This is a genomic window from Acidimicrobiales bacterium, assembly GCA_040219085.1.
GTDB lineage: Bacteria > Actinomycetota > Acidimicrobiia > Acidimicrobiales > JAVJTC01 > JAVJTC01.
Genome location: JAVJTC010000003.1, coordinates 46,942 through 66,663 on the forward strand (window position 1 = coordinate 46,942; position 19,722 = coordinate 66,663).

Annotated in this window: 17 protein-coding genes; 6 read left to right on the forward strand and 11 right to left on the reverse strand. The window is 69.9% G+C overall.

Annotated features, from left to right (window positions below; translation table 11 throughout):
• Positions 1–9 precede the first annotated feature (9 nt).
• The gene (locus RIE08_01070) at positions 10–3,210 is read right to left on the reverse strand and encodes a vitamin B12-dependent ribonucleotide reductase (protein ID MEQ8716175.1); all 3,201 of its coding nucleotides are present in this window, start codon (positions 3,208–3,210) and stop codon (positions 10–12) included.
• On the opposite strand from RIE08_01070, the gene RIE08_01075 reads away from it, so the two are divergent.
• Together RIE08_01075 and lexA are read left to right on the forward strand one after the other, a co-directional pair.
• Complete coding sequence (locus RIE08_01075; GenBank protein MEQ8716176.1) at positions 3,138–4,229, forward strand: pyrimidine reductase family protein; 1,092 nt, start codon at positions 3,138–3,140, stop codon at positions 4,227–4,229. The two genes, RIE08_01070 and RIE08_01075, sit on opposite strands and share 73 nt — an antisense overlap.
• A 454-nt stretch (positions 4,230–4,683) precedes the next feature.
• A complete protein-coding gene (gene lexA, locus RIE08_01080; protein ID MEQ8716177.1) occupies positions 4,684–5,331 on the forward strand; it encodes a transcriptional repressor LexA in 648 nt (215 codons plus the stop codon).
• A 62-nt stretch (positions 5,332–5,393) separates the two neighbouring features.
• On the opposite strand, the gene dapE is transcribed toward lexA, so the two are convergent.
• The 8 genes from dapE to miaB are packed head-to-tail and all read right to left on the reverse strand — an operon-like array spanning position 5,394 to position 14,974.
• Entirely contained in the window at positions 5,394–6,458 is a 1,065-nt protein-coding gene (dapE, locus tag RIE08_01085; protein ID MEQ8716178.1) for a succinyl-diaminopimelate desuccinylase, read from the reverse strand.
• 2 nt (positions 6,459–6,460) lie between these two features.
• Entirely contained in the window at positions 6,461–7,285 is an 825-nt protein-coding gene (locus RIE08_01090) for a 2,3,4,5-tetrahydropyridine-2,6-dicarboxylate N-succinyltransferase (GenBank protein ID MEQ8716179.1), read from the reverse strand.
• Positions 7,286–7,295: 10 nt separating this feature from the next.
• A complete protein-coding gene (locus RIE08_01095; protein MEQ8716180.1) occupies positions 7,296–9,260 on the reverse strand; it encodes a hypothetical protein in 1,965 nt (654 codons plus the stop codon).
• Complete coding sequence (locus RIE08_01100; GenBank protein ID MEQ8716181.1) at positions 9,257–10,405, reverse strand: aminotransferase class I/II-fold pyridoxal phosphate-dependent enzyme; 1,149 nt, start codon at positions 10,403–10,405, stop codon at positions 9,257–9,259. The genes RIE08_01095 and RIE08_01100 overlap by 4 nt, the downstream gene beginning before the upstream one ends.
• A gap of 55 nt (positions 10,406–10,460) precedes the next feature.
• The gene (gene hflX / locus RIE08_01105) at positions 10,461–11,819 is read right to left on the reverse strand and encodes a GTPase HflX (protein ID MEQ8716182.1); all 1,359 of its coding nucleotides are present in this window, start codon (positions 11,817–11,819) and stop codon (positions 10,461–10,463) included.
• Positions 11,812–12,642 (reverse strand): diaminopimelate epimerase, encoded by an 831-nt coding sequence (gene dapF / locus RIE08_01110; protein ID MEQ8716183.1) that lies wholly within the window; start codon positions 12,640–12,642, stop codon positions 11,812–11,814. The genes hflX and dapF overlap by 8 nt, the downstream gene beginning before the upstream one ends.
• Entirely contained in the window at positions 12,639–13,535 is an 897-nt protein-coding gene (miaA, locus tag RIE08_01115; GenBank protein ID MEQ8716184.1) for a tRNA (adenosine(37)-N6)-dimethylallyltransferase MiaA, read from the reverse strand. The genes dapF and miaA overlap by 4 nt, the downstream gene beginning before the upstream one ends.
• A 26-nt stretch (positions 13,536–13,561) precedes the next feature.
• Positions 13,562–14,974, reverse strand: a complete 1,413-nt coding sequence (miaB, locus tag RIE08_01120) for a tRNA (N6-isopentenyl adenosine(37)-C2)-methylthiotransferase MiaB (GenBank protein ID MEQ8716185.1) — start codon at positions 14,972–14,974, stop codon at positions 13,562–13,564.
• Between the two features lie 179 nt (positions 14,975–15,153).
• Between miaB and RIE08_01125 the strand changes: the two genes are divergently transcribed.
• A complete protein-coding gene (locus RIE08_01125; GenBank protein MEQ8716186.1) occupies positions 15,154–16,089 on the forward strand; it encodes an ATP-binding cassette domain-containing protein in 936 nt (311 codons plus the stop codon).
• A complete protein-coding gene (locus tag RIE08_01130; protein ID MEQ8716187.1) occupies positions 16,086–16,853 on the forward strand; it encodes a hypothetical protein in 768 nt (255 codons plus the stop codon). The genes RIE08_01125 and RIE08_01130 overlap by 4 nt, the downstream gene beginning before the upstream one ends.
• Positions 16,854–16,913: 60 nt before the next feature.
• On the opposite strand, the gene recA is transcribed toward RIE08_01130, so the two are convergent.
• Positions 16,914–17,963: a recombinase RecA gene (gene recA / locus RIE08_01135; protein ID MEQ8716188.1), complete on the reverse strand. Its 1,050-nt coding sequence runs from the start codon at positions 17,961–17,963 to the stop codon at positions 16,914–16,916.
• Positions 17,964–18,270: 307 nt separating this feature from the next.
• Between recA and msrB the strand changes: the two genes are divergently transcribed.
• Entirely contained in the window at positions 18,271–18,690 is a 420-nt protein-coding gene (gene msrB / locus RIE08_01140; GenBank protein MEQ8716189.1) for a peptide-methionine (R)-S-oxide reductase MsrB, read from the forward strand.
• A 65-nt stretch (positions 18,691–18,755) separates the two neighbouring features.
• Here the strand turns inward: msrB and RIE08_01145 are convergent, their stop codons facing one another.
• The gene (locus RIE08_01145; protein MEQ8716190.1) at positions 18,756–19,229 is read right to left on the reverse strand and encodes a 2'-5' RNA ligase family protein; all 474 of its coding nucleotides are present in this window, start codon (positions 19,227–19,229) and stop codon (positions 18,756–18,758) included.
• A 65-nt stretch (positions 19,230–19,294) separates the two neighbouring features.
• Here RIE08_01145 and RIE08_01150 point away from each other — a divergent pair, with 65 nt between their 5' ends.
• Positions 19,295–19,699, forward strand: a complete 405-nt coding sequence (locus tag RIE08_01150) for a DUF3052 domain-containing protein (protein ID MEQ8716191.1) — start codon at positions 19,295–19,297, stop codon at positions 19,697–19,699.
• Positions 19,700–19,722: the final 23 nt, after the last annotated feature.

Consider the following 19,722-nt stretch of genomic DNA (forward strand, 5'->3'; position numbering starts at 1 on the left):
GTCGCTACTTCAGCTGCACCCGCTCGTGGAGCCACAGCCCGAACACACGTAACAGGCCCCGGCTCGCACCATCCTTCCGCCACAGGACATGCACAGCGGCGAGTTGGCATCCACGGCCCCCGAGGGCGCCGTGGTGGATGCGGACGCGGGAGCGACATGGCCCGGGTCCCGGACCGAGCCGCGGTCCGAGGGCGGATCGGGCGCCAAGTCGAGGCCCTGGGAGGTCTGCGTCGTCGATTCCTCGACGCCCGGCAGAGTGGGCTGCAGCCGCTCGTCGGTCGAGAAGATGTGGAGCTCCGCCCGCTCCTCGACCGACAGGTACTCCAGCGCCAGGCGACGGAACAGGTAGTCCACGATGCTCGCGGCGATACGGATGTCGGGGTCGTCGGTCATTCCGGCGGGCTCGAACCTCATCCCGACGAAGGCCCGCACGTAGGCGTCGAGTGAGACCCCGTACTGCAGGCCGTGGGAGACCGCTATGGCGAACGCGTCCATGATCCCGGCCAGGGTGGATCCCTGCTTGGAGACCCTCACGAATATCTCACCCGGCCGCCCGTCGTCGTATTCCCCGACGGTCACGTAGCCCTTGCAGTCCGCCACACGGAACTCGAACGTCCGTGATGCACGCGCACGCGGCAGGCGTCGGCGCACCGGCGCCGCCGCGACCGACGTCACGGCTGCCGCGACGTCGGCGGGAGCCGCGGTCGACGATCCACCCGACGCGGACAGGGGCTGGCCGACCTTGCAGTTGTCCCGGTAGACCGCGACGGCCTTGAGGCCGAGGCGCCAGGACTCGAGCAGGAGGCCTTCGACATCGTCCACGCTTGCCGACTCGGGCAGGTTCACGGTCTTGGAGATGGCCCCGGACAGGAACGGCTGCACGGCGCCCATCATCGCGATGTGCCCGTAGGCGCCGATCACGTTGTCACCCATCGAGCATGCGAACACCGCGACGTCGTCCGCCGACAGGTGTGGAGCGCCGAGCACGGTCCCGTGGGCGTCGACGTGCGCGACGATGGCCGCCACCTCGGCGGGCCCGTAGCCGAGCGTCTCGAGTGCGCGCCGCACGGAGTGGTTGACGATCGAGATGGTCCCGCCACCGACGAGTTTCTTGGACTTGATCAGCGCGAGGTCGGGCTCGATGCCGGTGGTGTCACAGTCCATCATGAAGCTGATGGTCCCGGTGGGAGCGAGCACGCTCACCTGGGCGTTGCGCACGCCGCACTCGCTGGCGGCCTCACAGGCTTGGTCCCAGACCTCCCGGGCCGCCTCGAGCAGGTCCGCGGGGACGTGGCCGGCGTCGATGCCCTCCAGCACCCCGCGGTGCATCCGCAGGACCCGCAGCGTTGCGTCGCTGTCCGCGGCGTAGCCGTCGAAGGGGCCGAGCCGTGCCGCCAGCCTGGCCGATGTCAGATAGGCCTGGCCGGTCATCGTCGCGGTGATGGCTGCCGCCAGGGCACGGCCCTCGTCGGAGTCGTAGGGCATCCCCAGGCTCATCAGGAGCGCACCGAGGTTGGCGTAGCCGATGCCCAACTGCCGGAAGGCCCGGGCGTTGGCTGCGATGGCCTCTGTGGGGTAGTGCGAGCGCGAGACCAGGATCTCCTGCGCGGCGATCACGACTCCCACCGCCGCACGGAAGGCCTCGACGTCGAAATGGTTGTCGTCGTCGAGAAAGCTCAACAGGTTGAGACTGGCGAGGTTGCATGCCGAGTTGTCCAGGTGCATGTACTCCGAGCAGGGATTGGAGGCGCTGATCCGCCCCGCCGTGGGAGTGGTGTGCCACCGGTTGATCGTCGTGTCGAACTGGACCCCCGGATCGGCGCATTCCCACGACGCCTGCGCGATCTGGCGGAAGAGGTCGGCCGCCGGCACGCTCTCTGTGACTTCGCCCGTGGTGCGGGCCAGGAGATCGAAGTGGTCCCCGTCGACGACGGCCTTCATGAACTCGTCCGTCACGCGGACCGAATTGTTGGCGTTCTGGTACTGGATGGAGTGGGAGTCCGCGCCGTCGAGGTCCACGTCGAACCCGGCGTCGCGCAGCGCGCGGGCCTTGCGTTCCTCACGGGCCTTGCACCAGATGAAGTCCTCGACGTCGGGATGATCGACATCGAGGATGACCATCTTCGCGGCGCGGCGCGTCTTGCCGCCGGACTTGATCGTCCCGGCCGAGGCGTCAGCACCCCGCATGAAGCTGACCGGCCCGCTCGGGTGGCCTCCCCCACCGAGGGTCTCCCGTGACGAGCGGATCCGCGACAGGTTGCAGCCCGCTCCCGAACCGCCCTTGAAGATCTTTCCCTCTTCGACGTACCAGTTGAGGATCGAGTCCATCGTGTCGTCGACGGAGAGGATGAAACACGCCGAGGACTGGGCCGGCACCCCCTCGACGCCGATGTTGAACCAGACCGGCGAGTTGAAGGCCGCCCGCTGGTGCAGGAGCAGGTAGGTGAGCTCCGCCGCGAAGGTCTCGGCGTCCGCGTCGTCGGCGAAATAGTCACCCGCCCGTCCCCATTCGGTGATGGTGTCCACGACCCGGCCGATGACCTGCCGCAGCGACGTCTCCCGTTCGGGCGTTCCAAGCCCACCACGGAAGTACTTCTGCGAGACGATGTTGACCGCCGTGGCCGACCAGGAGGTGGGGAACTCGACGTCGGGCTGGGAGAACACGACCGCTCCCGTGCCGGGGTTCTCGATGCGCGCCTCGACGCGGTGCCACTGGACCGTGTCGAAGGGGTGCACACCCGACGCGGTGAAGTAACGCTCGAATCGGGTGGAGGTGTCGTCGTGGGCGAGCGTCATGGTGTGTCTCCGGGCGGTGGTCCGACGGTGGTCGGTGGTTCGACGACGGCGGTGGCGGTCGAGGCGACGGGTCCGGACATCTCGATGCCAGGTACGGGAGCGGGCGCTCCTCCGGAGAGGAGGGCGCTCGCCAACCCCCAAGGAGCCGTCTGACCCACCATGAACGGTAGACGCCTGCCACCATTCCGGCTCTCGCTGCCCGGCCCGTCGCCGACACGCAGGATAAGGACTCCACCCTGTGGACCAAAAGGGGAGATCACCCCGTTGGGTGTGGAAATGGGTGTGGAAATCGCGCCACCTCTCCACAGGCCCTTCGGTACCGGCAGATAACCTCGCCGGTCGTGGACCTCCTCTGGCCCGAGCACCGCCGCGACGTCGACGTGGGTGACCTGTACGCCGCCCCCCGACGGCCACCCCACGACGGCCGGCCGTGGGTGATGGCGGTCATGGTCCAGAGCATCGACGGCGCCGCCACGGTGGACGGGCTGTCGGGCAGCCTGGGCGGCGACCCCGACAGCCGGGTCTTCACGGCACTGCGACGACTTCCCGATGCCGTACTCGTGGCCGCCGGCACCGCGCGTGACGAGGACTACGGCCCTCCCCGCACCGACGAGGCGACGCGGGCGTGGCGCACCGACCGTGGCCTCGACCCGATCCCGCGCATCGTCGTGGTGAGCGCGAGCCTGTCGTTGTCGCCGGAGGCACGTCTGTTCGCCGACGGGCACCGTCCGCTCATCGTCACGACGAACGACTCCCCCCCGCAACGCCGCGACGCTCTCGCCGACGTGGCCGAGGTGGTGAGCCTCGGCAGCGGACGCGTGGACCCGGTGGCACTTCTCGAGATGCTGGCGGAGCGTGGGATGAACCTCGTCATGGCCGAAGGCGGCCCCGGATTCAACGCTGCCCTGGTGGGCGCGGATGTGATCGACGAGTGGTGTCTGACGATCGACCCGCTGGTGGTGGGGGGCGACGCGATGCGCATCGTCAACGGCACCACCGCCACAACCCGCGGATTCTCCTTCGCACACGTTGCGATGGACGAGGGCGTCCTGCTCACCCGGCTGGTGCGCGCTGCCGCCGACCGGGCGACGATCCAGCCCGACTGGGGCGCTCACGACCCCAGAGAGGCGGGGAGCTCGATGCGCTCGCCCGCGGTGAGCGTGGACGTGCCGAGGTACTCGACGAGGCCGTCCACCACGGGGCGCAGGTCACCGTCACCGTCGGTGATGCGCGCCGCCAGGGCCCAGACGGTGTCACCGGGCCGGACCACGACCGACGTCGGCGCCTCCGCCGTGAGTGAAGCGGCATCAGCCTCGACCGCGCCGGCGACGGACGGTGCGCCGAGAGCCGACCCGACCGCGGACGCGAGGGTCCATGCGCCGAGACACACGACGACCACGACCAGAACGGCGGCGAACCGACGCCGCGCATAGGGAGCGCCCCGACGCACCCTGATACCCGCGATGACGGTGTCCATCGCCGTGACGGGGTCCAGGGACCCGCCACGACGCTGCGCCCGGTCAGGGCGTGGACGACACGACGCCGTCGCTGTGACGGGCACCAGGCGTTGCCGGGGGGTGGCCGGTGCGAGGGGTTCGGTCGGTTCGATGCGGAAGGCGTGGGCCATGTCGTGATCATCCTCTTGGGGTGTGACAGTGACGCCCGGGGGCGGCGCCGCTCCGCTCGACGCCGTCCCCGGGGTGGTGGGATTCCCCGGCTCGACGAGCTTCGTGGGGTGGGAGAGAGGACCGTCTCACCGGGAAATCCTTGACTCTGAACGAATGTTCGACGAACATCGGTTCGACAAACACCCGTTCGGGGGATACCCTGACACGAACAGATGTTCGATGTCAAGTGGTGACGTCGACGAGACCGGAGGACCCACCGATGTCCGAGAACGCACCCAGCGACGACGACCTGACCGCCCGCCAACGCGAGATCCTCGGCGTGATCGACAAGATGCAGCGCGAGCGGGGGTACCCACCGTCGGTACGTGAGATCGGCGAGGCGGTCGGGCTCACGTCGCCGTCCACCGTCCACTCCCACCTCTCCTCGCTGCAGCGCCTCGGCTACCTGCGCCGGGACCCCACCAAGCCCCGCGCCATCGAGGTCCTCTTCGACGCCTCCACCGGGGCGGCCCTCGAGCGCCGCCCCGTACGCCACGTCCCACTCGTCGGGGACGTCGCCGCGGGAACCGACGTCCTGGCGGAACAGAACTTCGAGGAGCTGCTCCCCATCCCCTCGGACCTCTGCGGCGACGGAGACCTGTTCATGGTGCGTGTCAGAGGCGAATCGATGATCGACGTCGGCATCCTCGACGGCGATCTCGTCGTCGCCCGGGCCGGCACGGACACAGCCGTCGGCGACATCGTGGTGGCCGGGATCCCCGGCGACGAAGCCACGGTCAAGACCCTGCGGAGCAAGGGCGCCACCGTCGTGCTCGAACCCGCCAACCCGACGATGACCGACATCGTCCTGCCCGGAAACGACGTCCAGATCTTCGGCAAGGTCGTCACGGTCATGCGCAAGCTCTGAGGCCGCACGCCGCGGTCCGCACGCGCGGACAGAACGCTGTCAGCAGCGAATGCCGAACCCGGTCAGGAGTGCGTCAGGAGGTCGACGAGGACGGCGTGGGTCCGCTCGAGCGATGCACGTGTCACGTGCTCGGTCGCCGTGTGGGCGACGGTGGGGTCACCGGGTCCCAGGTTCACGGCCGGCACGCCCTGTTCACTGAAGAAGGCCACGTCGGTCCAACCGAGCTTCGCCCTGGTGGCCAGACCCGTCCGGCGGATCCAGTCGGCGACAAGAGGGTGGTCGAGGCCCGGACGTGCGGCCGGGGCCGCCTCCACCAACTCCACCGTGTCGCCCTCGGCCAGAACCTCCCCCAGTCGTTCCTGCACCCACGACAGCGCCTCGTCCACGCTGCGGTCGGGAGCGAACCGGTGCGCAACGGTCACCGTGGCGGCGTCGGGAACCACGTTGCCGGCCACCCCACCGGTTACTGCGACCGCCTGCAGAGCTTCGCGGTACTCGAGACCCTCGACCACCGGACGGCGACACTCGACTGCCCCGATCAGGTCCAGCACTGCGCCGAGACGGTGGATGGCGTTGGTTCCCATCCAGGCCCGCGCCGTGTGCGCACGTGCACCGCGCACCGTGACGTCGACCCGCAGCGTGCCCTGACAACCGCCCTCGATCACGCCGTCGGTCGGTTCACCGAGAACGGCGAAGTCGGCCCGGAGGAGATCCGGCCTGGCCGCGGCGAGTTCACGCAGACCGTTGTGGCGGATCTCGATCTCCTCACGTGCGTACAGCACCCACGTCACGTCGACCACCGGATCGACCACCGTCTCGGCCAGATCCATCATCACGGCCAGGCCGCCCTTCATGTCGGCGGAACCGACACCTGACAACGTGTCACCGTCGATCACGGCCGCAGCGTTCCCATCGGGCGGCACCGTGTCGGTGTGACCGCCGAGAACGACCCGCTGAGAGCGCCCCAGGTCCGTGCGGGCCACCAGGTTGTCGCCGACTCTCGCCACTTCGAGATGTCCGAGCGCGCGCAGACGTTCCTCGAGATGTCCCACCAGGGCCTGCTCGGCCCGGCTGACCGACGCGATGTCGACCAGGTCCGCGGTGGCGACGAGAAGGTCCGCCGTCACGGTCAGGTCGCTGCGCCGTGGTCGCGCAGGATCGTCTCGAGCGCCGACTTGTCATGGCGCTCGCCCTCGGCGAGGCGCCGCACGACCAGGACCGCCGGTAGTCCGAAGTCTCCGCCGGAGAACGAACGCGGCCGCGTGCCGGAGATCGCCACGGACCACGGCGGGACCACACCGCGGCCGAGTTCCTCACCCGTCGCGGTGTCGATCACCGGAATGGACGCCGTGAGAACGCAGCCCGCGCCGAGCACCGAGCCCTCCCCCACCCGGGCACCCTCGGCGACGATGCAGCGACTGCCGATCAGACACTCGTCGCCGATGATGACCGGAGCGGCCTGGGGCGGTTCGAGGACACCACCGATGCCCACACCGCCGGAGAGGTGCACGTTGCGGCCGATCTGGGCACAGGAACCGACGGTGGCCCACGTGTCGACCATCGAGTTCTCGCCGACGTAGGCACCGATGTTCACGTAGCTCGGCATCATCACGACGCCTGGCGCCTGGTAACTGCCCCACCGGGCCGATGCACCGGGCACGACCCGCACCCCGCGGCTCGCGTAGTCGGTCTTGAGCGGGATCTTGTCGACGAACTCGAAAGGACCGACCTCGGTGGTCGACATCGTCGACACCCGGAACAGCAGGAGAATCGCCCTCTTCAACCACTGGTGGACCACCACCTCACCGTCCGCGCCGATCTCTGCGACCCGCGCCTCACCACGGTCGAGCAGGCCTATCGCCTCGTGGATCGTGGCGACGGCACCGGTGCTGTCGGGACCGAGGGTGTCGCGGGCTTCCCAGAGTTCATCGATGCTTGCGGCGAGGTCGCTCATGGCCGGCAGGCTAGCGCTGGGGCCCCACGTCACCGGCCGCATCTGCGAGGCTGCCCACGTCCAGGTCCGCGACATCGAGGTCGGCGACGTCGAGGTCGGGCGTCGGCAGATCGATGTCGGGAAGATCGACGACGGCTTCGTGGACGCCACCGGCCGCGAGCACCGGATCCGCGAAGACCGGACGCAGGTAGGTGGGCGTCGCGGAGACCCCGCCGGCAGGGGAGCCGCCGGACGTGTCCGAGAGGCCGGCCACCGTCAGCGAGACGGTGTCGGCATCCCAGCGCGTCTCGCCCGTGAGGCCGCCGCCGACGGCACCGAGCCCTGCCACCGAGAGCGAGTGGTCGGGCCGCACCTGGCCGGTCACGGCGACCGAGGCCACCGCGGTCGACTCCGCCGGGACGACCGCCACCGCCGAATCCGGCGGGGGCGGTGCCGGCGCCCACCGGTCGCCTTGCTGGGGAGCGTCACCCAGGTCGAACTCGATCCCGCTCTCCTCCGGGCGCTCGGCGACACCCGATCCCCCACCGACACCGGTGCCGAGGTCGGTCAGTTCACCGATGCGCACCAGAAGGTCGGCCGCCTCCTCCGGTGACGCGTCGGCCAGGAGCCGGACCGCTTCGGCGGCGTCCGCCACACCCCTGGTGGTGTCACCCGTGACCACCTCGTCCACACGTCCCGCGAGGTCCCTGGCATCGGCGACCGCACCATCGCCCACGCTGCGCACGTCCGCGACCGCGTCCTCGCCCACCCCGCGCACATCGTCCCTCGTGCGGTCAGCGACCTCCCGGAGCTGCGACGCTGCGTCATCTGCGACCGTCCGGATGCGATTCATGTCGTCGCGCACCGTCGATGCCGCCGTACCCGCCGCCAGGCCGGCCACCGCACCGGCCGCGGTCCCAGCGGCGATCTCACGGGCATCGGCGAGCGCGCCACCACCGATCGCACGGGCCTCGTCGGCGGCTCCGACGACCTCGTCGCGGGCGGCCCGCGCGGCCTCGGCGGCCACCCGACGGGCGTCGTCACGGGCGCCGTCACCGATGCCACGGGCTTCGTCGCGGGCACGGGCCACCTCGTCGCGGATGTCCTCGGCGGCGTCGGTGGCCGCCTGACGGGCATCAGCGGCGTCGGTACGAGCCTGGGCGAGGACCCCCCTGGCCCGATCGACGTCGGCGCGGGCCTGACGCCCCCGCTCCGCCAGAGAACCCCTCGACCTGTCGGGCCGGGAACCGTGGCGCTCCTCCGATTCGCGCAGCGGCGCCGACCGTCGGGCGGTGGGCGAGCGTCCAGACCGACCCGACCCTTCTGACCGACCCGACCTTCCCGACCGACGCCGCGCGGCCGCCTTGACGTCGAGGATGAAGCCGACGATGAGGACGATGACGCCGATCAGTGCGACCGCACCACCGACGACCACCCCGATGACGATCGACTCGATGAAGTCACCTGCGACGCTGCGTCCGACGGCGAGTTGCTCGGCCGCGGCGTCCAGTGACCCCTCGACCGTGAAGCGGTAGGTGCCTGCCCCGGGGGCATCGAATGTGAACAACGCTGCGCCGCTGCGCCCGTTGCTGTCGTAGGTGACGTCTGCGTCGGCCAGATCGAGATCGATCTCGTCACCACCGATGCGCTCGACGGTGATCCCCAGCGGCGTCTCACCGTCCACCTCGAGGCCGAGACCCTCCTCGTAGATCGTGTAGGTCCCACCCTCGTCGAGGATCACATCGGTGACGCTCGGTGTCTGGATGCGGGCGAAGCCGGCCACCTTGTCATCGAGGCTCGCGAGTCCGGCGAGGACGACGATGAACCCCACCCCGATCCCGACCACGATCAACGCGACACCGACCGCCTTTGCGACCCTGGCGCCGCCGGGGGCATTGGTGCGGGGCTCCGGCGCCTGTGACGCCATGCTCCGCAGTGCGGCGACTGCGGGAGGCAGCGGCGGTGCGGGTCTCGGTGGCGGGGGCACGTTGCTCATCGACCGGACTCCTCCACACGCCGCTCGAGCAGCGCGATGCGGTCATCGGGTTGCACGACGGCAACCCTCACGTGGCCCGCACCCGCGTCGCCGTAGAACTCCCCGGGCGCGACGATCATCCCGAGGTCGCCGGCCAGGCGTTCGGTGAGCCCCCATGCGTCCCCGCCCGGGGCGGCGACCCACAGGTAGAAGGCGCCACCGGGCATGGCGACGTCGAGACCGATGCGACCCAGCAGCGCGGCCATCCGCTCCAGGCGACCGAGGTAGCGGACGCGCTGAGCCTCGACGTGGTCGTCGTCGTCGAGCGCGACCGCTGCAGCGATCTGCACCGGACCGGGCGTCATGGCACCCGCGTGCTTGCGGACCTCCGAGAGCCAGTGGACGATCGCCGGGTCCCCGGCGTAGAAGCCGGAGCGCACCCCCGCCATGTTCGACCGCTTGGACACCGAGTGCACCGCGACCACGCCGTCGGGGCCCGTCTCCAGGATCGACCGGCCGGGTGAGGTTCCGCCGCCGGGGCCGTACGGGGTCTGCCAGGTGAACTCGATGTAGCACTCGTCGCTGAAGACCGTGACGCCCCTTGCCCTCCCCCATGCGGCGACTTCGCCGAGGTCGTCGAGGCCACCCGCGGGATTGCCGGGGGTGTTCACCCACAGACACAGCGCCCGGTCGGCGTCGGAATCGGTGACGTCAGCGAGACGGAGCCGCCACTGCTCGTCGACAGGCACCGGAACCGCCCGGAGCCCGGCGAGCGAGGCGCCCATGGCGTAACTCGGATAGGAGACGGCGGGATACAGAACGGTGTCACGCGCAGGGTCACGGAGGTGCAGCAGCTGAGGCAGACCGGCGACGAACTCCTTGGTGCCGATGCACGCGGCGATGGCCGCCGGGTCCGCTGTCACCGCGAAGCGACGGCGCAGCCAGCCCGCGGCGGCCTCGCGGAACCGCGGTAGCCCCACCGAGGGCGGATAGCCACGTTCGAGACCCGAGTTCCCCAGCGCCTTCACGACGGCGGCAGGGGGCGGATCACACGGTGTCCCGACGGACAGGTCCACCGCGCCACCGTCGAGTGCAGCGGCAGCCTCGAGCGCCGGCGACAGCCGGTCGTAGGGGTACGGGGGGAGTTCGAAGACCGGGGCGCTCACAGGCACCATTCGACCACGTGTGGGGCCGCCGTGTCGGCCCGGCGACCCGCCCCGGTCACTCGACGTCCGCGCGATCGACGATCCACTCCGCCAGGCGCCCTGCGGATGCGGCATCGAGACGGACCTCGTAGAGCATTCCGCCTTCGACCGGACGCTCGCCGAGCACGTGGCCCGAACGGTGCACCTCAGCCATGACATCACCTGCGCCGAACGGCACGAGCACCTCGACGAGCTCGGTCGCCGCCCGGAGCCTGTCGCCGATCGTTGCGAGCAGTTGCTCGATCCCGTCCCCTGTGGCTGCCGACACCGCGACGCTGCCCGGGTGGGTGGCGACCAGACGATCGACATGGGCCACTCTGTCCGACTTGTTGAACACGACCAGCTCGTGGACGTCACCCGCGCCGATCTCGGCGAGGACCTCGTGGACGGCGCGCATCTCGGCCTCCGGATCGGCCGAGGAGGAATCGACCACGTGGACCAGGAGGTCCGCGTCGATGACCACGTCGAGCGTCGAACGGAACGCCTCGACCAGCTGGTGGGGCAACTTGCGGATGAAGCCGACGGTGTCGGTCACGAAGACGGTCTCGCCACCCGGAAGGGCCAGGCGGCGGGTGGTGGCGTCGAGCGTGGCGAACAGGCGGTCCTGCGCGACGACCCCCGCACCCGTGAGACGGTTGAGCAGGGAAGACTTCCCGGCGTTGGTGTACCCGACGATCGCCACCGCGTCGTTGGCGGACCGCTGCCGCTGCTTCGCCTGGGTCGCCCGGTGCCCCTCAACGGAGCGCAGCTGGGCCTGAAGCGTGTTGATCCTGCGCTGGATGCGACGGCGGTCGACCTCGAGCTGGGTCTCACCGGGACCACGGGTCCCGATGCCGCCCGCCTGCTGGCTCATGGTGACACCCCCGCCGCGCAGGCGCGGCAGGCGGTACCGCAGGAGCGCCAACTCCACCTGCGCCTTGCCCTCGAGACTCGCCGCGTTCTGGGCGAAGATGTCGAGGATCACCGCGGTGCGGTCGATGGCGGTACGGCCGAGGATCTTCGTCAGGTTCGCCTGTTGCGCGGGCGACAATTCGTCGTCGAAGACGACCGTGTCGACGTCGTGCAGTTCGGCCTCCGCCTTGAGTTCGTCGACCTTGCCTCGGCCGATGAACGTGGCCGCGTCCGGCGCGCTGCGCCGCTGGTGGAGCCTGGCCACGACGTCGGCGCCGGCGGTGTCCACCAGACGCTCGAGCTCGTCGAGGGAGATCTCGGTCTCCTCCATCCCCGCCGGCGGGATGGTGACGCCGACGATGGCGATGCGCTCACGGAACGTCCGCTCGATGAAGGCACCCGACTCGCCGCCGAACTCCCCGAATGCGCCACGGTGCGTCTCGGGCGCTGTACGGGCCGTGGCCTCCTCGCTCGGCTCACCCATGATCGACCGACCCTGGGGCTGACTCCCGGGGCCATGCGACGTCCACGTCCGCGATGACCACCGACGGACCTGTGAGGATCGCCGGGTCCGCAGGCTCCACGGTGACGATCCCTCCCGGCATCGCCACCGTCACCGGCCCGGTGGAACCGTTCCAGCCACTCGCCACGGTGGCCGCGGCCACCGCGCCGGAACCGCACGCCTGGGTGATGCCCACGCCGCGTTCCCAGACGGTCAGGTCGATCCGCCGGGCCCCACCGTCCACGGCGATGAACTCCACGTTGATCGGGCCGAGTCGGGCTTCGATCGCAGGACCCGCGGTCGCGAGGTCGATCAGCGACGGATCGGGGACCTCGACCACGACGTGGGGGTTGCCCACCGACGCGGTCGCGACACGGCCGGCCGCCGCGACGACTGCCCGGACCTCACCCGACACATCGACTTCGGCGACGACCACGCTTCCCATCTCGGTACGAACCGAGGCCTCCGGGAGCGTCCCGCCGGTGACGGCGAGTCGCCGCAGACCAGCGCCCGTCGTGACGGTCAGTTCGAGGTCGTCCACGCTCCGGTGGCGGGCGATGGCATGGCCCAGACAGCGGATCCCGTTGCCGCTGATCTCCGCCATCGATCCGTCCGCGTTCCACAGGGTCATGGTCACAGCGGTGGAATCCGAGGGGTCCACCGTCGCGAGAATCAGCCCGTCGGCACCCACACCGGTGTGGCGGGCGCAGACCTCCACGGCGAAGGCGGCGTCCGGGCGTGGGCCGGCCGCCGTCTCGTCGACCACGACGAGGAAGTCGTTGCCGAGCCCGTGGAGCTTCGTCATCTGCACGGCGTCGAGTCTCCCATGAGGTCGTCGACGAGCGACTGCGGGTTTCGACCCGTTGCGTCCAGCCACGTGATGCGGGGGTCCCGCCGGAACCACCGTTCCTGGCGGCGGGCGAAGCGCCGGGTGCGCCGCACGGCCTCTTCGAGCGCGGCGGCGAGTGTCATCTCCCCCGCAAGGTGCGCCAGCAGTTCGCGGTACCCCAGCGCCTGGCGCGCGGTGCGGGACAGGCCCTCGGGGCGGGCGGCGAGGGTCTTCACCTCGTCGAGGAATCCCGCATCCATCTGCGCCTCGTAACGGCGGGCGATCCGCTCGTCGATCTCTTCGCGTGACCGTGCGATGCCGATGAGACGGAACCGGGTGGCGCCGTGGGTGTCCAGGCCCGGGCCGAACGAACTGAACGGACGGCCGGCCCCGAGGGTCACCTCGAGCGCCCGCACGATCCGGCGCCGGTTGGAGGGCTCCATCCGAGCGGCCGCCACCGGATCCAGTTCGGTCAGGCGCCGGTGGAGGGCCGCCGTGTCGGGATCGTCGCCGAGTTCGTCGCGGATCTGCGGGTAGATCCCGGGAATCTCCAGGTCGTCGACGACCGAGCGGACGTACAGCCCGGTCCCACCCACCAGGATCGCCCCGGCCCCGGCCCCGGCCTCGTCGACTGCGGCGAGCGCCGCGCGGGCGTCGGCCTGGTAGTGGGCGACCGTGTAGTCCTGCGACGGGTCGGCGACGTCGACGCAGTGGTGGCGTATCCGCGTTCTCTCGTCGGGACCCGGGCTGGCGGTGCCGATGTCCATTCCGCGGTAGACGGCCATCGAGTCGGCCGAGACGATCTCGGCGACGGTCCGCACCGCCAACTCGAATGCGAACGCCGACTTGCCCGTGGCGGTGGCACCCACCACTGCGATCGGCGCGTCGGGCGGACTCAGAGGGCGACCACCGGGATGCGGGTGCGGTGCCGTGGGCGCGCGACGACTTCCACGAGGGAACCCCCGAGGTGGTGGGGAGCCGCGGTCTCGATCAGGACCGTGGCGACGGTCCCGGGCCGGAGAGTTTCGGCAGTCGCGAAGTGCACCAACTTGTTCTGGCGCGTCCGCCCGCTGGTGACGGCGGCGTCGCGCTTGGAGGGCCCCTCGACGACCACCTCTTCAACGCGTCCGACCCGCGCCGCGTGGCGCAGGGTGGCGGAACGTTCGACGACGACGCGCAGGCGTTCGAAGCGGTCCGCGATCACGTCACGGTCTACGAAGTGCGCAGTCATCTCGGCGGCCTCGGTGCCCTCGCGGGGCGAGAAGATGAAGGTGTAGGCGCTGTCGTAACCGGCCTCGGCAACCACCTCGAGCGTGCGGGTGAAGTCCTCTTCGGTCTCCCCTGGGAAACCGACGATCAGATCCGTGGTCACCGCGAGGTCCTCGATGCCGGCACGGGCCGCCGCGAGGCGCTCCAGGTACCGCTCGGCGGTGTAGCCCCGGTGCATGGCCGCGAGAACCCGGTCCGAACCGGACTGCAGCGGGAGGTGGAGGTGTTCGCACACCGCGGGCGTCTCGGCCATGGCCGCGATGGTCTCGGGGCGCAGATCCTTGGGGTGCGGGGAGGTGTAGCGGACCCTGCAGATCCCTTCGACCGCGCCGACTGCCCGCAACAGGTCGGCGAACATCGGTCGGGCGGGGACGGACTCACCCGCCGCACGCCGCGCGAGGGCGATGTCACGCCCGTAGGAGTTGACGTTCTGGCCGAGCAGGGTGACCTCGGACACTCCGTCGGCGGCCAGCGCCTCGGCCTCGGCGACCAGTTCGTCGAAGGGGCGGCTGATCTCGGGGCCGCGCACGGCCGGCACGATGCAGAACGCGCAGCTGTTGTCACAGCCGATCTGGATGGTCATCCACGCCGCCCAGTCCGCCTCGCGTCGGGCTCCGAGCGCGGACGAGAACGTCTCCGCGTCCTCGCGGGCGATCTCGTCGAGGATCTCGACGATGGGTCCCTCGGTGGCCGAGCGACGGATCAGATCGGCCGCGTGGCCGACGTTGTGGGTGCCGAAGACGACGTCGACGTGGGGGGCGCGCTCACGGATGCGCTCGCGGTCCTTCTGGGCGAGACAACCCGCCACGGCGATGGTCACATCGCGGCCGGCGGTGTCGGCCTTGAGTTGGCCGAGGTGCCCGTAGAGCTTGTTGTCGGCGTTCTCACGGATACAGCACGTGTTGAGAACGATCACGTCGGCGTCGTCGACCCCCGAGGCGGGTTCGAGACCGTCGGCCTCCAACTGACCCGCGATCCGTTCGGAGTCGTGTTCGTTCATCTGGCACCCGAAGGTGCGCACCAGGTAGCGGTCGGCCACGTATTCAGGCTACGGCGCAACCTGCGCCGACGGGGACCTTGGACTCTCATCACCGGAGAGGTGGTTTGGGAGAGTTGTCCCGGTGGGGCGCAACGCGCAGCAGCGCATCGGGACAGCAGTGAGACCGGATGTTCGCCGGTCGACGTAGCCCGCAGCCAGAGATCGGATCGGTCGGTCAGATGAGCAGCGATATCTCGGCACCGGGAATCACGGTGCATGGCCTCACCAAGCGCTATCACGACCGGGCCGTCGTGCGTGACCTCTCGTTCACGGCACGCCCGGGGCGGGTGACCGGGTTCCTCGGACCGAACGGCTCGGGAAAGTCCACGACGATGAAGATCATGCTCGATCTGGCTTCAGCCGACAGCGGTCGGGTGACCATCGACGGCACCCGGTACCGGGAGATGGGTGACCCCACAGCGGTCGTCGGAGCGCTCCTCGAGTCGAATGCCTTCCACCCGGGCCGCAGTGGACGCAACCATCTTCTGGTCCTCGCGGATGCGGCGGGAGTGGGCCCGTCCCGCGTGGATGACCTCCTCGAGGAGGTCGCCCTCGGCGACGCCGCAGATCGTCGGGTGGGCGCCTACTCGCTCGGGATGCGTCAGCGCCTCGGCTTCGCGGGCGCTCTGCTGCGCGACCCACCCGTGCTGATCCTCGATGAGCCGGCGAACGGACTCGACCCCCAGGGCATCCACGAGATGCGAGACATACTGCGCGCCCGGGCCGCCCGAGGGGACACCGTGTTGGTCTCGAGTCACCTGTTGGGCGAGGTGGAGCTGCTCGCCGACGACGTCGTCGTCGTGAATCAGGGCCAACTCGTCACGACCGGCGCTCTCAGCGACATGCGCGAGGCCACGGCGTGGGTCCGCACAGCGACTACGGAACCGCTACAACGCGTGCTCGAGGATGCGGGGGCCGCGGTCGAACCGAGAGACGACGGCCTCATCGTGCAGGGACTCACGGTCGACGAGATCGGCCGCAGGGCCTTCGACGCCGGCATCGCCGTGTACGAACTGTCTCCGCACACCAGTTCGCTGGAAGACAGATTCCTCGAGTGGACCAGAGATCGGAGCGGAGCCGACCTCGACGACGCTACGGAGGTGTCAGGACCATGATCTGGCGCCGGCTTCTGCGGGCCGAGATCCGCAAGCTCACCTCGACGAGAATGCCCCTCGCATTCGTCGTCGTGCTCGCTGCCATCAGCGCAACCACGGCGAGCGCCGTGATCTGGGGAAAGGACTTCGACGGGACCAAGACGTTCGTCTCCACCGCGGCCGATCAGCGGTCCCTGGTGGCCTTTGCGGCGAATGCCACCGTCATCGGAGCGCTCTACGGCGCGATCGCCGTGTCCCGCGAGTACGCACATGGCACGGTGATCCCCACGTTCCTGAGCTCCCCACGGCGGCATCGTGCCACGACGGCCCAATCGAGCGCGATCGCACTGGGTGGCGCTGTCATCGGCCTGTTGGGGGCGGGCTTCACAGTGGCCGCAGTGGCGGCCTCGCTCACCACCACCGAGTTCGGGTTCTCCGTCTCGGCAGCCGGTGTGGTCCGAGTCATCGCCGCGGCAGCCTTCTCGGGCGCGGTCGGCGCACTGTTGGGCGGAGGAATCGGTGCCGTCGTCCGCAACACCGGCGGGGCAGTCGTCGGGGTGGTGCTCGCCCTGGTCATCGGCCCGCCACTGATCGTGCAACTCATCAGCGACGCCAGCCGCTGGATCCCCGCTCCGCTCGCCATCGCCCTGTCCGGGGTCGACGCCGAGGCGGCCGGGCTCGAGAGTCAGGTGGACGCGATCTCTGCGGTCGGAGGCCTCATGGTCTGGGCGCTGGTCCCGACGGTCGTCGGACTCTGGTCCGTTCAGCGACGCGACGTTGCGTAGAGTTCGCCGACGTCCCCCGGGAGAACTCCCAGGGGACGTCGACGCCGGCAGAGCGATACTTCACTCTTCTATCTTGATCGGCTCCTCATCGGCTTCGCTGAAGCCCTCTTCACCCTCTTCGGGCTCCTCGGCGGGACGCACCGCGGCCATGATCCGCTCGGAGATCTCGACCATCATCTCAGGGTTGTCACGCAGGAAGGTCTTGGCGTTCTCCCTGCCCTGGCCGAGTTGTTCGCCCTCGTAGGTGTACCAGGCACCCGCTTTGCGGACGATGTCCAGCTCCGCGCCCTTGTCCAGCACCGAACCCTCACGACTGATGCCCTGGGAGTACATGATGTCGAACTCGGCCTGACGGAACGGCGGGGCGCACTTGTTCTTGACGACCTTCACACGTGTGCGGTTGCCAACCACCTCGACGCCGTCCTTGATGGACTCGATCCGGCGGATGTCGAGACGTACCGACGAGTAGAACTTCAGGGCCCGTCCACCCGGAGTGGTCTCCGGCGAGCCGAACATGACCCCGATCTTCTCCCGCAACTGGTTGATGAAGATGCAGATGGTCTTCGACTTGTTGAGATTGGCCGTGAGCTTGCGCAGCGCCTGCGACATCAACCGTGCCTGGAGACCGACGTGGCTGTCGCCCATCTCCCCCTCGATCTCCGCCCGTGGGGTGAGCGCGGCGACCGAGTCGATCACGATCACGTCCAGCGCACCCGAGCGGATGAGGGTGTCGGTGATCTCGAGCGCCTGCTCGCCGGTGTCGGGCTGGGAGATCAACAGCTCGTCGACGTCCACGCCGATGGCCCGCGAGTAGATGGGGTCCAGTGCGTGCTCGGCGTCGATGAACGCACACACGCCGCCGTTGCGCTGCGCCTCGGCCACGACGTGCAGCGCCAGGGTGGTCTTACCCGAGGACTCCGGCCCGTAGATCTCGGTGACCCGGCCCCGCGGAAGACCCCCGATGCCGAGGGCGAGGTCCAGCGCCAACGCACCGGTCGGAATGGAGGCGATGGCGGTGATACCCCTCTCGCCCATCTTCATGACGGCACCCTGTCCGTGCTGCTTTTCGATCTGGCGCATCGCCATCTCGAGTGCCTTCTCTCGCTCCACCTGTTCGTTCCTCTCGTGACTTCGGGGGTTTCGGGGAATGTCGTCGGGCTCGGCGTGCACCGGAGCCGTGTTGAACCCGACCCTACGGACGGGGGGTGACAGTCTCCGGAGCGGGTCGGTCCGGCGCCGGAATGACAGCAGCGTAACTTCGAACGGTTGTTCGATCAAGCCTTTCGGCCCGGACGCGCCGGATCTTCGCCGGCGTGGGCGGATCCGGCCGATTCGGGGAACGGATCGGCCCCCCGGGGCGTTGATACCTTCGAAGCAGGTCCGCACCCGCCGCGGACCGCTCTCCACGAGGAGGACCATGTCCACCAGCGACACCGACGACCTGCGTCACCGACTCACCCCCGAGCAGTACCACGTCACCCAGGAGGCCGGCACCGAGCGTGCGTTCACCGGCGAGTACTGGGACACGAAGGACCCTGGGATCTACCGCTGCGTCGTCTGCGACGAGCCCCTCTTCTCGAGCGAGGCCAAGTACGACTCCGGGTCCGGCTGGCCGAGCTTCCACTCCGAGATCGACGATGGAAAGGTGGACCGCCACAGCGACGTCAGCCTCGGCATGGTGCGCACCGAGGCGGTGTGCGGCAACTGCGGGGCCCACCTCGGCCACGTCTTTCCCGACGGCCCCCGGCCCACGGGCGAGCGCTACTGCATGAACTCGGCCTCGCTGCGCCTCGATCGCGACGCCGCTGACGCGGACCCCTCGACCGACGAGGCCTGACCGACGAGGCCCGAGCGGAAGCTCATGAGTCGCCGCCGGGACCGACCCGACTGTTGCCGCGCCCCTCAGCGCAGCGTCACCGTCGACACCACCGAATAGACCGGCCCGTCGTGGCGCGTCTCGCTGCGCATCAGATGGACCTCTGCCGCGGTGAATCGAGCCGTCACCCGGTGCCCGATCAGATCGACACCGCCCGCCGGGCCCCTCGTACGCGCGAGGGTGAGATGACCCCGGAAGTCGCGCCCGTCTGGCGCCTCAGCCACGCTCGCGGTGGCGCCCACCACGGCCCTCGCGAGGCCGTCCACCCCCGACGCCGGCACCATCACGATCGAGGTCCCGAGCACTTCCACGGTGGGTCCCAGCTCGACATCGACCGGCGGATACGCCAACCCGGCGAGGGCCCGGGTCGCCCCGTCGAGATCCACCGTCCCGAGGAACCGCAGGGTCACGTGCCACTGCTCACGGCTCGTCCAACGCAGCCCAGGCTGTTCCCACCGGGGAAGCGCCTCCAACAGGTCGCACACCTCAGGGGGCGGCACCAACGCTACGAAGGCCCGCGCCGCGCCGGACGAATCGGGACCTCCCGACGGGGTAGCGTCGGGCGATGGCCGGCTATTCGTCGACACCGCTCGCCCGCAAGCTCGGGATCACGCCGGGCGACACCGTGGCCCTCGTCGACGGTCCGGACCACCTGGGCGAGATCCTCGCCCCGCTGCCCGACGACGTGGTCATCCGCCACGACCTGCGTGCCGCTGTGGACGTGGCGGTCGTGTTCTTCACCTCGCGGGCCGCGTTCCGGCGCCGCCTCGGACCGCTGACGCGGGCGATCTTCCCCGCCGGTGGAGCCTGGGTCGCCTGGCCGAAACGGGCCTCGGGTGTGCCCACCGACATGACCGAGGACGTGGTGCGCGCCGAGGCGCTCCCCCTCGGCGTCGTCGACAACAAGGTCTGCGCCATCGACGACACCTGGAGTGGTCTGCGGCTCGTGTGGCGACGCGAGAACCGCTGACCGGACGACCGGACGGCGGCGTC

Coding starts and splice junctions, on each gene's coding strand:
- dapF (MEQ8716183.1), bottom strand. CDS start 12,642: ATGACGAAGCTCCACGGGCTCGGCAACGACTTCCTCGTCGTGGTCGAC.
- hflX (MEQ8716182.1), bottom strand. CDS start 11,819: ATGGGTGAGCCGAGCGAGGAGGCCACGGCCCGTACAGCGCCCGAGACG.
- msrB (MEQ8716189.1), top strand. CDS start 18,271: ATGTCCACCAGCGACACCGACGACCTGCGTCACCGACTCACCCCCGAG.
- RIE08_01095 (MEQ8716180.1), bottom strand. CDS start 9,260: ATGAGCAACGTGCCCCCGCCACCGAGACCCGCACCGCCGCTGCCTCCC.
- RIE08_01150 (MEQ8716191.1), top strand. CDS start 19,295: ATGGCCGGCTATTCGTCGACACCGCTCGCCCGCAAGCTCGGGATCACG.
- lexA (MEQ8716177.1), top strand. CDS start 4,684: ATGTCCGAGAACGCACCCAGCGACGACGACCTGACCGCCCGCCAACGC.
- RIE08_01090 (MEQ8716179.1), bottom strand. CDS start 7,285: ATGAGCGACCTCGCCGCAAGCATCGATGAACTCTGGGAAGCCCGCGAC.
- RIE08_01130 (MEQ8716187.1), top strand. CDS start 16,086: ATGATCTGGCGCCGGCTTCTGCGGGCCGAGATCCGCAAGCTCACCTCG.
- RIE08_01125 (MEQ8716186.1), top strand. CDS start 15,154: ATGAGCAGCGATATCTCGGCACCGGGAATCACGGTGCATGGCCTCACC.